Origin of the sequence: Phaeobacter gallaeciensis DSM 26640 (genome assembly GCF_000511385.1) — a bacterium.
In the GTDB taxonomy this organism is placed as follows: Bacteria; Pseudomonadota; Alphaproteobacteria; order Rhodobacterales; family Rhodobacteraceae; genus Phaeobacter; species Phaeobacter gallaeciensis.
This window is the reverse complement of sequence record NC_023137.1, coordinates 1,560,743-1,574,689: the sequence shown is the minus strand read 5'-3', so window position 1 is coordinate 1,574,689 and position 13,947 is coordinate 1,560,743. Positions and strand designations below refer to the sequence as shown.

18 protein-coding genes are annotated in these 13,947 nt (G+C 62.6%); 1 reads left to right on the top strand and 17 read right to left on the bottom strand.

Annotation, left to right across the window (positions count from 1 at the left end):
- Positions 1-14 precede the first annotated feature (14 nt).
- From GAL_RS07600 to fabF, 15 genes are all read right to left on the bottom strand, one after another.
- Complete coding sequence (locus tag GAL_RS07600) at positions 15-671, bottom strand: phage tail tape measure protein (RefSeq protein WP_024097000.1); 657 nt, start codon at positions 669-671, stop codon at positions 15-17.
- The gene (locus GAL_RS07595) at positions 664-921 is read right to left on the bottom strand and encodes a rcc01693 family protein (RefSeq protein WP_024096999.1); all 258 of its coding nucleotides are present in this window, start codon (positions 919-921) and stop codon (positions 664-666) included. Before GAL_RS07595 ends, GAL_RS07600 begins: the two co-directional genes overlap by 8 nt.
- Complete coding sequence (locus tag GAL_RS07590; RefSeq protein ID WP_024096998.1) at positions 918-1,271, bottom strand: gene transfer agent family protein; 354 nt, start codon at positions 1,269-1,271, stop codon at positions 918-920. Before GAL_RS07590 ends, GAL_RS07595 begins: the two co-directional genes overlap by 4 nt.
- 14 nt (positions 1,272-1,285) lie before the next feature.
- On the bottom strand, positions 1,286-1,699 hold the full coding sequence (locus tag GAL_RS07585) for a phage major tail protein, TP901-1 family (protein WP_024096997.1): 414 nt from the start codon (positions 1,697-1,699) through the stop codon (positions 1,286-1,288).
- Positions 1,700-1,803: 104 nt separating this feature from the next.
- Positions 1,804-2,217 (bottom strand): DUF3168 domain-containing protein, encoded by a 414-nt coding sequence (locus tag GAL_RS07580; RefSeq protein WP_024096996.1) that lies wholly within the window; start codon positions 2,215-2,217, stop codon positions 1,804-1,806.
- Entirely contained in the window at positions 2,214-2,585 is a 372-nt protein-coding gene (locus GAL_RS07575; RefSeq protein WP_024096995.1) for a head-tail adaptor protein, read from the bottom strand. The genes GAL_RS07580 and GAL_RS07575 overlap by 4 nt, the downstream gene beginning before the upstream one ends.
- Positions 2,582-3,229 carry a head-tail connector protein gene (locus GAL_RS07570; protein WP_024096994.1) on the bottom strand — a complete coding sequence of 216 codons (648 nt, stop codon included), beginning with the start codon at positions 3,227-3,229 and terminating at the stop codon, positions 2,582-2,584. Before GAL_RS07570 ends, GAL_RS07575 begins: the two co-directional genes overlap by 4 nt.
- A 186-nt stretch (positions 3,230-3,415) precedes the next feature.
- Positions 3,416-4,600 (bottom strand): phage major capsid protein, encoded by a 1,185-nt coding sequence (locus GAL_RS07565; protein WP_024096993.1) that lies wholly within the window; start codon positions 4,598-4,600, stop codon positions 3,416-3,418.
- 48 nt (positions 4,601-4,648) lie between these two features.
- Positions 4,649-5,266 carry an HK97 family phage prohead protease gene (locus tag GAL_RS07560; RefSeq protein ID WP_024096992.1) on the bottom strand — a complete coding sequence of 206 codons (618 nt, stop codon included), beginning with the start codon at positions 5,264-5,266 and terminating at the stop codon, positions 4,649-4,651.
- Positions 5,267-5,301: 35 nt separating this feature from the next.
- Complete coding sequence (locus GAL_RS07555) at positions 5,302-5,520, bottom strand: GTA head formation protein, RCAP_rcc01685 family (protein WP_024096991.1); 219 nt, start codon at positions 5,518-5,520, stop codon at positions 5,302-5,304.
- Complete coding sequence (locus tag GAL_RS07550; protein ID WP_024096990.1) at positions 5,513-6,706, bottom strand: phage portal protein; 1,194 nt, start codon at positions 6,704-6,706, stop codon at positions 5,513-5,515. Before GAL_RS07550 ends, GAL_RS07555 begins: the two co-directional genes overlap by 8 nt.
- Positions 6,707-6,909: 203 nt before the next feature.
- Positions 6,910-8,202 (bottom strand): DNA-packaging protein, encoded by a 1,293-nt coding sequence (locus GAL_RS07545; protein ID WP_024096989.1) that lies wholly within the window; start codon positions 8,200-8,202, stop codon positions 6,910-6,912.
- Positions 8,180-8,515, bottom strand: coding sequence for a hypothetical protein (locus GAL_RS07540; RefSeq protein WP_024096988.1), 336 nt, complete (start codon positions 8,513-8,515; stop codon positions 8,180-8,182). The genes GAL_RS07545 and GAL_RS07540 overlap by 23 nt, the downstream gene beginning before the upstream one ends.
- Before the next feature lie 291 nt (positions 8,516-8,806).
- Entirely contained in the window at positions 8,807-9,961 is a 1,155-nt protein-coding gene (mltG, locus tag GAL_RS07535; RefSeq protein WP_024096987.1) for an endolytic transglycosylase MltG, read from the bottom strand.
- The gene (gene fabF / locus GAL_RS07530; protein WP_024096986.1) at positions 9,961-11,226 is read right to left on the bottom strand and encodes a beta-ketoacyl-ACP synthase II; all 1,266 of its coding nucleotides are present in this window, start codon (positions 11,224-11,226) and stop codon (positions 9,961-9,963) included. The genes mltG and fabF overlap by 1 nt, the downstream gene beginning before the upstream one ends.
- Positions 11,227-11,485: 259 nt before the next feature.
- On the opposite strand from fabF, the gene GAL_RS07525 reads away from it, so the two are divergent.
- Complete coding sequence (locus GAL_RS07525; protein WP_024096985.1) at positions 11,486-12,499, top strand: PilZ domain-containing protein; 1,014 nt, start codon at positions 11,486-11,488, stop codon at positions 12,497-12,499.
- A gap of 183 nt (positions 12,500-12,682) precedes the next feature.
- On the opposite strand, the gene GAL_RS07520 is transcribed toward GAL_RS07525, so the two are convergent.
- Positions 12,683-13,426, bottom strand: coding sequence for a 1-(5-phosphoribosyl)-5-[(5-phosphoribosylamino)methylideneamino]imidazole-4-carboxamide isomerase (locus GAL_RS07520; RefSeq protein ID WP_024096984.1), 744 nt, complete (start codon positions 13,424-13,426; stop codon positions 12,683-12,685).
- Between the two features lie 164 nt (positions 13,427-13,590).
- Entirely contained in the window at positions 13,591-13,824 is a 234-nt protein-coding gene (locus GAL_RS07515; RefSeq protein ID WP_005982462.1) for an acyl carrier protein, read from the bottom strand.
- Positions 13,825-13,947 lie beyond the last annotated feature (123 nt).

Here is a 13,947-nt window from a genome sequence, read left to right as displayed (position 1 = left end):
TGCTGCCCTCCGGTTCAGCGGTTGCGATTGCCACGCGTGAGGGCGCGGCTCAGCTGGGCGGCAATCTGGCCCTGACTGCGTTGAAACCCCTGCACATCCGGGGTCTGGATATTCATCACAACGGAGGTGCCGCCGCCGCCCTGGCTGCGTACCCCCAGCGCGCCATCGGCGCCGCGCGTCAGCGGCAGGATCGCCTCCGGGCCTGCCTCTCCCATCAGGCCGGTTGCGCCGCGCATCGGAAAACTCACCGGCCCGGTCACAACACCGCCTTTGGCAAAGGGCATCACCTTTCCTTGCGAAAACGCCGCCCCATCGGCAAAGGGGAGAATGCCGCTCATCAGTTTACCCACCCCGTCAGAGAGCAGCCCGCCCACATGGCTGGTCACGGGTTTGATGGCGGTCGAATAGGTGGTCTGGATCATCGATTGCGCCATGGTGTCCAGCGCATCGGAGAGTTTCATGCCGTCAAACACCACCCCGTCAAAGGCGCGGCGCAGCCCTTTGGACATGCCGCGCTCCAATGTCTCGGCATCCTTGCCAGTGGCGACGAAGGCCGCGCGCACCCGGCGCAGCTCCGCATCGAATGTGGCCGCCATACCTGCCGCATCGCCGAGGCTGTCGCTCAGCGCCTCGCTCTGCTGGTCCAGCGCATTCAGTCCTGTGTCACTCATCGCTTACTGCTCCTGTTTCTTTGGGTGTTGGCGCTGCGGGGTCGGGAAAGGCCTGCATCAGCTGATCCAGACCCGCCCGGCCCAGTGGCACCGCGCCCATGTCCTGTCCCAGCATCAACCGCAGTTCTGCCGGGGTGAGGCGCCAGAACTGATCTGGCGTGAGGCGCAGCCCAACCAGCCCCGCTCGTATCAGTGCCGGCCAATCAAGCCCGGCTCCTTGTCCATCTGTGGGGCGCTGCTGGGGCGTCATGGGGTCACCAGTTCCGGCAGCGCAAAACTGCGCGCCAGGAGCTGTGCAGCGACCCGCGCCGCCTGCATCGGGCCGCCGTCAATATCGACAGCGGCCAGCTCGGCAGCGCTGAGGGTGTGACCGCCGCCGCGCAACCCTGCCGCCAGCAGCGCCAGCACATCGGCCGCGGAGAAGCCGCCGCCCTCGAACCGGGTCACGAGGTCAATAAGCGACCCGGTCCGCAACTCGCACTCCAAAGCGGCAAGTGCGCCAAGGGTCAGTTTCAGCGGCAGCATCTGGCCGTTGATCCCCAGCGCCACCTCGCCTGTGTGGGGATTGGCACCAGAGCCGGTCTGCACATGGGGATCCATCCGCACCGCCTCCCTTAAATGGCCGTGAAGACTAGCGCCCCGGCACTGGCCATCGACAGCTCATAGGTCGCCTCGCCATTGTGGCTGCCGGCATATTCCAAGGCGGTCACCTGAAACGCGCCTTCGACAATGCCGAAATCGGGGATGATCACCTGAAATGCCGGGGTCAGCCCGTCAAAGAACAGCTGCCGCGCCCTCTCATCGGTGCCTTCGTCGCGAAAAATACCAGAGCCGGAGATATTGGCCGAACGCACCCCGGCGCCGGACAACAGCTCACGCCAGCCTCCCTGGCTTTCCAGACTGGTGACATCGACGCTTTCAGCGTTGAAGCTGATACGCGTGGCGCGCAGCCCCGCGATGGTTTCGAACTGACCGTCGCCGGTCATATCGACTTTGACCAATAGATCCTTGCCATTTTGGACACTCATTGTGGTGATCTCCTATGGTTGAAAAGGCAGGCAGCACGGCGCAAAAACATCAACTGTGATGCGCAATTATCTGATTTATTTGTATTACCTCTTATTTTGGACGGTCAGATATCCTCCAGCCGCGCGGCAAAACGCAGGCGGATCTGACGGCCACCGGAGGTGTTGCGGCTGGCGTTTGCGCGCTCAAACCACAGCCCCACCAGCCGCCCGCGTGACAGGGTCAGCGCTGACGCAGCCGCCGTCAGGCTATCGCAAATCAAGGCCGCGATCGCCTTGGCCCCGGCAAAGCCGGCGGTATCGGTGTGCACGTTGATCTCCACCCGGTGATGAGCGCCGGCGCCGCTGCGATCTGAGCGGTCGCGCACCTCCTCCGGGCCGAGGGTCACATAGGTCTGCGGTAGCGTGCCGGCAGGCAGCGCATCATAAACTGCGCCATTCAGCGCTGCGGTCAGATCGGGGTCGGCGCTCAGATGCTGGAACAGCGCCTCCTGCAATGGCAGGGCCAGGGCATAGGTCATGCGCTTGTCTCCTCGGTCGCAAAACAGGTCAGGAAGCGGCCATCGGGGTCGCCTTCGGCCACCGCATCGATGCGAAAAATCCGGGCGCCATCGCGCAGGCGCTGGTCGGGACGTGGCCGGGCCGGGCTGCCAGTGGGATGAGCGCGCAGGGTGATCCGATAGCGTTGTAACGAAAGACTGGTGCCGGATTGATCGGTGCTGCGCCCGGTGAGCGCGCGCATCTCGCACCAATGGTGGCCAAGCAATTGCCACGCCTCAAGAAACCCGCCCGCGCCGTCCGAGGTGCGGCGTGGATCTTCCAGCGCCAGACAGCGGTTGAGACGTGGTGTGGCGGCGGATGCGCGGCGCGCGGTGGTGCGGCGGCTCATGCGTCTGCTCCCGGCCCGAAGTTACCGCCAAAGCCACGGTCCCCAGCAGCCCCCACCCCCAAGCTCACCCGCAAGGCGCGGTAACGCTCAATCAGGCTGGTCACACCAAAGGGCATGCACCCGCCCTGCAACCGGGTATCATCGCGGAATTCATAGTAATGCGCCGCCAGCATCAGCACCGCCTGGGCGAGATCACCGGGCAGCGCCGCCCAGCTGTTGGCCATGCCGGCCCGGATCAGGATCCGCAGTTCACCCCCACTGGCAATCACCGGCAGTGGCCCACCAACCGGGCGCAGCCGGGGCTGCTGGCTGTCCGGTTCCAGCCGGTAGCGCCCGGCCTCCAGCAGCACTTCGACCCCGTCGGAGCCAACCAGCGTGACCGATTGGATCATCTGCACCGGCGCCAGCGGCAAGGCCTGCACCTGCGGATCGCGCCAGGTCGAAAGCGTCAGCAGAAAATCCCGCGCCAGCAATACCTTGCCGGTGCGTGCCTCAATCGCCGCGATGGCCGCGCGCAGGAAGCTGATCAATACCGCCTCCTGCAAACCCGCCTCATCAAACCCGGTGCCCAGACGCAGATGCGCCTTGAACGCCTCTTGCGGCAGGGCTGCCTCTGGCACCGGTGTCACTTCGCTTAACATCATCATTTCACTCCAACGGCTGTTCTTTCAGGGGCTACTCGCGCGGGGCTGCGTCTGGTGGATCGGATTGAGGCACGGATGCGCGCCGGGCTGCTGCCGTGGGACGGAAGGGGAGCAGCTGGACGACAGTGGCCGGGGCGCGCATCCGCAGACGGAACCGGAGAACCAGTCCCGCCATCGGTCCAAGCGTCAGCTCAGGCCGAATTTCAGCAGTTTGATGGCAGCAAAATCGCTGACATCGCCGCCCACACGTTTGGTGGCATAAAACAGCACATGCGGCTTGGCGCTGAAGGGATCGCGCAACACCCGCAGATCCGGGCGTTCGGCAATGGTATAGCCGGCCACGAAATCGCCAAAGGCCACGGCATAGCCGTTCACATCCGCGTCGGGCATATCCTCAGCAATGACAACGGGATAGCCCATCAGCCGCGCCGGTTCCGCTGCAGCCAGACCATCGGACCACAAGAAGCGGCCATCAGCGTCCTTCAGCTTGCGCAGCAGGCCTGCGGTTTTGGAATTCATCAGAAAGCTGGCGTTGGCGCGATACTGCGCGCCAAGCGCATAGACCAGATCAATGATCGCATCGCCATCGCCGATATCGCCCTCAACACCGGTGGTGATATAGCCGAGGTTGCCCCAGCTCCAACTGTCATTGGCCACCACCGGGTGGTAGAGGATGCCGGTTGGCTTGTCATTACCGTCCCCCATGATGAAGGCGGCGGCCTCCGCACGGGAGAATTTATCTGCGATACGTCCTGCCAGCCAGCCCTCGATATCAAAGGCACTGTCATCCAGCAGCCGCTGTGAGGCCTTGGGCAGCGCGCTGAGTTCATGCAGCGGGATGGTGATCCGGTCGATCACCGGGGTGGATGTTTCGGTCACGGCGCCGGTCTCATTGGCCCAGCCGTGCCCCACATCGCCATGGTCAATGAGCACGTCATAAGAGGTCGCCTCCACCGTCACCACGGAGGCCACAGCCCGGATTGAGGCGGTGCTGGAGAGCACCGCTTTCACGCTCTCGGCAGTCTGCGGATCCACCAGATAGCCGCCATCGCCATTGACGGTGGTGTTCATCGCCTTGGCATCCAGATCAAGACCGCGCAGGGCGGCATCATCGCCGGAACGAAGATAGGCATCCAGCGCCTTTTGATGGGGGGCCGCGCCCGCATCAGCGGCGGCAAGCGGGGGGCGATTGGCAAAGTGAGATTTGCGATCCAGCATGGTCATACGCTCTTCTGTCTGTTTCAGTTTCAGGGTAATTTTGTCTTTGAACCCATTGAAATTATGCACGAAGTCGGCAACGGCCTGCTTGACCTCCTGCGGGGCCGCATCGGGGTGGGCCGTTGGGTCGCTATGGGATTGGGTGTGGCTCATCTGTCAGTCCTTTGGGTCGGTTGGAGAAGACGGGAAACGGCGCTGTGCTCAGCCGAGGGGTGCGAGACTGGCGCCGTTGCGCAGCATCTCGATCACCTCGCGCCAGATCTGCGGTGTCTCGCCGGGATCGCTCAGATCCGGCTCCGCGGACGTCGATTTGGCGGCTGTCACGGGCTGTGCGGTGGCGGTTACCCGGGCGGTGGGCAGCATCGGGAAGGTCACCAGCGACACCTCCCAGAGGTCCAGTTCCGCCAAACAGCGACCGCCGCCTTTGCGCGCCGTGGCGCGGCGGGTACGATAGCCGATGGAGAGACCATCCAGCGCGCCGGCACCAATCAGCGCTGCCGCCTCCGCCCCCTTCTGGGTGCGGGTCAGGATACGGCCCGTGACATGCAGGCCACGGGCATCCTCGCGGACCTCATCCCAGACGCCAATCGGCTGCGCCGGGTCGTGCTGCCAGAGCATCTTCACCGCAATCCCGGCCCTGGAGAGCCGTTCCAGCGAGGCTTGATAAGCGCCGGGCTGCACCAGATCGCCGCCGTTATCAACCCGGCCAAACAGGCTGGCATAGCCGCTGATGGTGACCATATCGTCGGTCTCATCCCCGATGGTCAGATCCTCGCCGAAGCGCGCGAATTTATGTTCCAGATGCTCATCATGTCGCATCACCTTCCCCTTATATCTGATTGAATTCATGTAAATTACTGCACCACCAGAAAGGACTGGAACGCCTGTGCCAGAATGACAGCGGCTACGCCGTAGACAGTGAGCCAGAGCCGCTTTTCCATCCGTTCCATCATCATCTCCAGCCGGTCGAGCCGACGATTCATCGCCTCTCGTTGAATCTCAGCGATGCGTTCATGGGCGGAGAGCCGCAGCCCCGGAGAACATTCAAACGGCGGGATCGGGATCTCAGTCATCGCGGTCCCCTTCCTCTTGTGGCGGCAGGCCCAGAAGGCGGCGTTTCTCCGCCACGGTCAGGAAATCGGCGCTGGCAACCCGGCGCCATTGCGCCTCGCGTTCGGAGGCTAATGCAGACACCTGATCCAGATCCGGTTTCAGCGTCACCGCAGCCCCCTGATAGCGCGAGAGCCAATCCGACAGGGTCGCCGCCACGCGGGTCACAAGCGGCAAGACGGTGAGACGATAAAAGGCGCGATTGGCCTCTTGGTAATTGGCGTAGGTGGCATCGCCGGGCAGTCCCAGCAGCATCGGCGGCACCCCAAGCGCGAGCGCAATCTCGCGGGCGGCGGCGTCCTTGGTCTGGTGAAACTCCATATCCGACGGCGAGAAACCCATTGGCTTCCAATCCAACCCGCCTTCCAGCACCATCGGACGGCCCGCGTTGCGTGCACCCTGGAAATTCATTTCGATTTCATCACTTAGGCGGCGAAACTGATCCTCCGCCATCAACCCCTGACCATCGCTTCCGGTCCAGACCAATGCACCAGAGGGGCGGGCTGCATTGTCCAGAAGCGCCTTCGACCAGCGCGAGGCGGAGGTGTGGACATCCACCGCCATGGCGGCTGCCTGCATCGGGGACAACCCGTAGTGGTCATCCTGCGGATGAAAACTGCGCAGATGGCAGATCGGAGCGCAGGGCATGGTCACATCAAAGCGGTGTTTGCGACCCGACACGCTGTAATCATAGGCCACTGGCCAGCCATCGCTGCCGGGCACCACGCTCATCCGGTCGGGGCGCAGCACGTGCAATTCAACCGGGAGCGCGGAACCCGCGTCGGGGTCACAGACCGCCTCGATATAGGCATTGCCAGAGAGCAACAGATGGCCAAACAGCGCCTCCAGCAGCTCGGCCCGGCCCTGGGCGGCATTCGGCCGGGCCAGCAGCGCCAGCAACGGGTGACTGTCGTAGCGCTGTGTGCCATCCTGCAACACCAGCGGCAGCGCGGCGGCGGCCTCAATGATCATCTTGACGGCACGGTAGCCCACCGGATTGCCGGCAAACCCACTACGCGTCAATGAGCTGCTGTCGCGCGGGCTCCAACCTGTGCCACCGGTGCTGCCATGCCAAGCCACCACACGGGCGGCGGCGCTTGTCTTGGTTTCGACGGGCCGTTGCTTGCGCCGCAGGAGGTCAAAGACCATGGGCCACTCCTTTGCTTGAACTTGCGGGACCGGGCAAATCCCGCCCCCTGTTTGCTGCAATCCTTTATGACGGCCGGAATTGAATAAGATTTGAGCAAGGCGTGCGCCGGGCGCGCAACACCCGAGGCAAACCTTTGTGGTCAAACGAAAAACGCCCGCATCACTGCGGGCGTTTCGGGGCTGTCGGTGGGGGCATGGTCAGCTCACAACATGCGGGCGCGGGGCATTCGGTGGCGGTTGGCCGGGGTCAGGATCAGCTCCTTCACCGCCCAGACCAGCGCATCCAGCCGGTCAGGCGATCCCTGCCCCAGATAGCCGCGCGGAGTCATTTGGCAGAGCTGATCCTCTAGCGCGCCCAACCCCGGCAGGTGGCGCACCCGCCCCTGCTCATAGAGTGCGGAGACTGGTTCGGCCCGCGCCCCCTTGCCCCGGCTGGCGTGAAGCGCGGTGAAGGGCACCAGCGGATCAATCTGGCGCAGCAGGCTTTCGACCAGCGCGCCGCCCTGATTGACCTCCGCCACCACCCGGTCGGCACCGTAGCGGTCACGCGCATCAATGGCAGCCTGCGCCCAGCTGAGCGGGCCGACGCCCTGCACCGTGCAATCGGCCAGCACATAGGCGCACCAGTCCTGTGGCGGACCCTGCAGGGTTGCGCCCACCACCACGATGCCACAGGCGTCGGAGTGTTTGCCCGCGCTCACCGCCGGGTCCACCGCCACCACCACCCGGTCCAGTGTTGGGACCTTTGCGATCTGCGCGGCAACCAACCCCGCATTGGTCCAAAGCGCGCCCTCAACATCCTGCAACAGGATGCCGTCCAGCTCCTGCCGACCAAGGCGGGACCCCGCATAGCGGTTGCGCACCTCCTCAAGGAAAGAAGCCGCGAGATTGGCGCGGTTGGCCTCCGTTGCGGCATGGGTCTGCACGGTCGAAGGGCTGGCGAGGAGGTCGCGTAGCACGCCCACATTGCGCGGCGTTGTGGTCACGCAGACGCGCGGATCATCGCCAAGGCGCAGGGCAAATTGCAGCATATCCCAGCTGTCCTGCCCGCGTTTCCACTTCGCCAGCTCATCCGCCCAGGCGGCATCAAACTGCGGGCCGCGCAGCGCCTCCGGGTCATGGGCGGAAAACGCCTGTGCGGTCGCCCCGTTGGGCCAGATCAATCGTCGTTCGGTGGCTTTCCACGTCGGGCGCCGATCGGGGGGCGTACAGGCAAGAAGGCCGCTGTCGCCCTGTACCATGACATCACGCACCTGATCGTAGGTTTCCCCAAGGAGCGCGATGCGGCGGGCGCGACCAGCGGACAAGGGTGTTGGCCCTTCGGCCAGCGTACGCACCCATTCGGCGCCGGCACGGGTTTTTCCAGCCCCCCGCCCGCCAAGAAAGACCCAGCTGCGCCAGTCGCCCGCTGGTGGCAGCTGATGTGGCAGCGCCCAGAGATCAAAGAGATAGGGCATCGCGCAGAGGTCATGATCACTCAGCCGGTCCAGAAACATCGTCTGTGTCGAGGCTGGCGCGCAGGCGAGCCAGCCGGTCTTCGATTTCGCTGCGGGCACTCTCGATGTCGAGCCCGGCTGCGGCCTGATGCTGTTCACTTTGTTCGACAAGGGTTTTCTCCACTTTCTGGCTGTCACGGATCAGGCTTTCCAATTTGGCGATGCGCGGAGTGCTGCTGCCCTCCTCTGCATCGCAGGCTAGCCGTTCGAGCATCTGCTCCGCCTCCTGACGGAGCCGTTCAATGGAGCTGTGGAGTGAGAACAGAAGATCGGCGGTTTTTGCCAGCCGGTTTTCCGGTGTGTAACTGCTCATGGTTGGGGCCTCATAGTGATGGGACCTCCATCCGCAAAACCACGGACCCAGCCAGATGCGCAGGCCCAGATGAGGCCTCCGCATGGCGGATCAGTCAGTTTTCCAGCTACCCTGAGAGCATGGCATAAAGCAGCGCAAAAGTCAAAATTCACCACCTGAAGTATCGGGCGCAAGCCGCCGAATTTATTAAGGAAACACCTGATTTCCCTACGATAGAGTTAACGGGTGCGCGCAAGAAAAAAGGGACGCCAAAGCGTCCCTTTCCAGATTTATTTTATGCTGCGGTTGCGATCAGTTGCTGTTGCGCTCGGCTTCGATCTCGCGCCATTTGGCAACATTGCGGTTGTGCTCTTCCAGAGTGACCGCAAAGGCGTGACCGCCGGTGCCATCCGCGACGAAGAACAGGTAATCGCCCTGATCGGGGTCCACCGCTGCCTCAAGGCTGGCCATGCCGGGATTGGCGATAGGGGTCGGCGGCAGCCCTTCGATCACATAGGTGTTCCAGGGGGTTGCCCGGCGCAGCTCGCTCTGGCGCAGACCACGGCCCAGCACGCCCTCCCCCTTGGTCACGCCATAGATCACTGTCGGGTCCGTCTGCAGCCGCATGCCGCGATTGAGACGGTTGGTGAAGACCGAGGCCACCTGACGGCGTTCTTCGGCAACACCGGTTTCCTTTTCGATGATCGAGGCAAGGATCAGCATCTCCTCAGGGCTGGTGACCGCCGCGCGGTCCGAGCGGCTCTCCCAGGCAGCATTGATGCGCAGCACCTGACGTTCCTGCATCTCGGCCAGAATCTCAGCACGGTTGTCCCCTGGGGAAACCTCATAGCTGTCCGGTGCCAGCATCCCCTCCGCCGGGCGGTCGCCTGGCTCACCTTCGAGGATATCCATCGCCTTCAGCGATTCCACCACCTGCCAGCTGGTGACACCTTCCGCCAGCGCAATGCGGTAGCGGGTGTCGGCGTCGGCTTTCTTCTCGTTGTAGACAGCGGGCACCTCATCGACACCCGGCACAAATTCCGCGCGCTCAACAAAGCGGTTGGTGGCCGGATCCAGCTCGCGCACCTCTGCCAGCACGCGGGTCACGCCCACGCGATAGACAATTTCAGTGCCGCAGCTGCTGGCGCCGCCCCGGGTGATCTGATCGACGATGGCTTCCATCGAGGCGCCAGCTGGCACCAGATAGCTGCCGGCCTTCAGCTCACCGGTTTTCTCGGCATAACGCACCCCAACACGGAACAGCGGCCCAGAATTGATGGCACCCTGGGTTTCCAGATCACGGCTGACCCGCGACATGTTGGAGCCAGACGGCACCCGCAGGCAAATCGCGCTCTCCAGCGGACCTTCCGAGGTATATTGCGACTGCCCCCAGAGGATGACGCCGCCCAGAAGGAACAGCATCACCACCAGGACCGTCAGCATATTAGAGGCGAGGCTGCGCCACATCACTCAGGCTTTCCGAACAGGACCGATGCATTGGTGCCGCCAAACCCAAAGGAATTGGACAGCGCCACATTGATCTCGCGCTCACGCTTGGCATTGGGGGCCAGATCAACGGCGGTTTCCACAGCCGGAGTGTCTAAGTTGATGGTGGGCGGGGCCACCTGGTCGCGGATCGCCAGAATGGAGAAGATCGCCTCAATCGCGCCTGCCGCCCCCAACAGGTGGCCCGTAGCGGATTTGGTCGAGGACATGGTGACCTTACCTGCGGCATCGCCCATCATCCGCTCAACCGCGCCCAGTTCGATGGTGTCCGCCATCGTAGAGGTGCCATGGGCGTTGATATAGTCGATGTCCTTCGGCTCAAGCCCGGCATTGGCAAGCGCCGCCCGCATGGAACGTTCGCCGCCTTCGCCGTCCTCGGACGGTGCGGTGATGTGGTAGGCATCGCCGGACAGGCCGTAACCCAGAACCTCGGCATAGATCTTGGCGCCGCGGGCCTTGGCGTGCTCATAGTCTTCCAGCACCACGATGCCCGCACCCTCGCCCATAACAAACCCGTCGCGGTCTGCGTCGTAGGGGCGCGAAGCGGCCTTGGGGTCGTCCGCACGTTTGGTTGACAGCGCCTTGCAGGCATTGAAACCCGCAATGCCAATCTCACAGATCGCCGCTTCGGCGCCACCTGCGATCATCACATCGGCATCGCCGGATTTGATCAGACGGGCCGCATCGCCAATGGCGTGGGCGCCGGTGGAACAGGCGGTCACAACGGAGTGGTTCGGCCCCTTGAAGCCAAAGCGGATGGAGACCTGACCGGAAATCAGGTTAATCAGTGCGCCCGGAATGAAGAAGGGCGAGACCCGGCGGGGGCCTTTCTCCTTGATCATCACCGCGGTGTCCGCGATCGAGCTGAGACCACCGATACCGGAGCCAATCATAACGCCAGTGCGCAGGCGACTTTCCTCATCCTCAGGCGTCCAGCCCGCATCGCGCACAGCCATATCTGCGGCAGCGATGCCGTAGAGGATGAAATCATCAATCTTTTTCTGGTCTTTCTTCACGACCCAATCGTCGGGGTTGAAGGTGCCCTCGGAGCCATCGCCGCGCGGAACCTCGCAAGCGTATGTGGTGGCAACGCCGCTTTCGACCGCATCAAAATGCGTGATCGGACCCGCGCCGGACTGCCCGTCCAGCAACCGCGACCAGCTTTCTTCGACGCCGCTGGCCAGCGGTGTGACCAGGCCCAGCCCGGTGACTACTACTCGACGCATTTCTTGCCCTCCTTTGCCTCGGCAATTTGTCACCAAATAGCTTGGATTGGCGCAAAGGTGCAAGAGCCGGAACAGTTGCGCGGTTTCACGCTATTTTAATGACACTCTTAGATTGCAATTAACTCCACGCATATACTCTTAAGGTGTTTCGCAGCGCGTCTCACCGGGTGATGCCGGTTCAACGACACCTGCGACGCAGCATGCGCGCCTGCCTGGCAGGGCGCAAAGTCTGGATCTACGGCTCTGGGGCAAGGCGTAAATGGTGAAAATACATTTATTATTCAGGCGCCCCGCGTCATCAGACCCCGATTTGCGGAAGGGTCGGCGGACGGCACACCGCCGACCTTCGTGCGTGTGGGGGGTGAGCCTATTCGCCCTTGTGATCGTGACTGCTCTTTTCCTGAGCGTTGAACCGCTCGCCGCCCGGGAGTGTCGGGTGTTCAATAAATTGATGACCCTGACTCTCGCAAGTGAGGACATGCTGGGATATCTGCGCACCGGCCGCAATTCGCGCGCCGTGCAGGAGCTGGAGCGATTTTTATCCAATACCTCCAAGACGGAGCTGCAGCGTGGGATGCAGCGCGAAAACCTGCGTGAACTGTCCAAGGCCACCAACAATCTGATCGCCCAGCAGCGCAGCCTGCTACGGGTTTTGTCAATCAAGGATCGGCGTACAGCAGAGCGGACGTCGGTTAAGCTGTTCGCCCGTGAAACGCTGGCGGCCTACCGTCGGGAGCTTGCCCGCATGCCTTGCCAGAATGCCCATAAAAAAGAAAACATGGGGGGCAATCTGGGGGCGCTGCCCGCCCTTGGGCAAATTTCCAGCACAACTGCGGCGGTGGGTTCATTGGGATTGGTGGCGCTGGGAGCGCTTTGCTTTATCCTGTTTGAGCGACGCATGACCACGCTGAAGCGGCGGCGCAAGCGGCATACCTGCAATCTGGACTGCCATCTGCTGTACGCAGAAGAGGAAGCAGACGCCACACTACTGGACATCAGTCAAGAAGGGGCAAAGATCAAATCCGATATCGTCGGTGCAGTCGGGGAAATGATCTCGTTGAATCTACCCAAGGATGTGCCTCAGGTTGACCTGTCTGGCCAGATCCAATGGTGTAATGCCAATTATTTCGGCATTCAGTTCAAGGATCGATTGTCCAAAGATATTGTAAGGCAACTGGCTGGTTTCCGCCGGGCATCGTCATCTGCCAAGCGTGGGATCGCGCGCGGCGACAGGTCACCCGATCTGGAGCCAAACAGCGCGGTCTCCGGCTGACACCCCGGGCGCGCAGAACTCAGACCATCGCTGCCCTCCTGACGCTGGATGAGCCACACCTGCGACAGCGACCAGCAACGTAAGACGACGAGAGGCTGCGCAGTCGCCTACGCAGCCTCTCTGGAGCTTCGACGTTTGACCTGGCGCTAACCCTCGCCTGATCTTAGCTCGTTTCTAACCCAATCAGCGGAACTCGGCCACGGGTTCGCGGCTGGGGGCCGCCTCTTCCAATGCCTCCGTCAGGGTCAATGTCTTGCGGAACAGCGCCCGTCCAACCAGTGTCCCGGAGACCGAGCCGATGTATTTCAGCCGCGCCACATCATCGGCGGTGCGCACGACACCGCTGGCGATCACCGGCGTGCGGGCCTTCTCTGCCAGTCCGGCGATCAGGCCAAGCTGCGCCTCAACATCACTCATATCGCTTTCGATGTCGGTGATGATGATCCCTGCAAAGGGGCAATCGGCAAAGGCGTCGATAAAGCCTTCAGGCGAGAAAGAGCCCGCCTGACGCCAGCCATCGGTCATCACCTGACCTTCCCAGACATCCACCGCCAGCACGATCTGATCCGGGTAAAGACGGGTCAAGGCGCGCACCACCTCCGGATCCTGCGCGGCCAATGTGCCAACCACGACGCGGCCTGCCCCCTTGTCGATCCAATGTTCGACATGTTCGCGGCTGCGCATCCCACCGCCCAGCTGCACGGGAATGCCCGCTGTGCGGATGATTTCCTCCACCAGCTCAGCATTGCGGTTGTCGCCTTCAATGGCATCAAAATCCGTCAGATGCATCCATTCGGCGCCATCGGCCGCAAAGCTGCAAGCGGTGGCCACCGGGTCCACATGCCAGATCATGGCGGTATCAAGCCGCCCCTTGTCCAGCGTCACGCAGCGCCCGTCCTTCAGCTCCATCGTGGGGTAGATCATCATCGCTATGCCCTCCTGTCGTCGGCAGTTTCACCAAGGCTAGCACGGAGACTGATCACCCCTAAGGAGAAAACCCGACCTCGCATGGGTCGGAAACGGCCACAAATGCAAAACGGCGCCTTCCTGCTTGGAAAGCGCCGTCTGTGATCGTCACCGATTGGGTGGGATCAGGAAGCTTCGCTGATGAACTTCACCGCATCGCCAAAAGTCTGGATGGTCTCGGCTGCGTCATCGGGGATCTCGATGCCGAACTCTTCTTCGAAGGCCATGACCAGCTCAACGGTATCCAGGCTGTCTGCGCCCAGATCATCGATGAACGACGCGTTCTCGGTCACTTTGTCTTCTTCAACACCCAGGTGTTCCACAACGATCTTTTTTACGCGGTCTGCGACGTCGCTCATGTCAATTCCTCATCTTTTCAGGCATTCGCCCGGTTTGTCAGGCCTTCGCCCGGTTCTGCCCTTGCCCGCTCGGGGCGGCGTGGTTGTGCCCGATGCGGGCGATCGTGTCCCGCACAGCGGAAC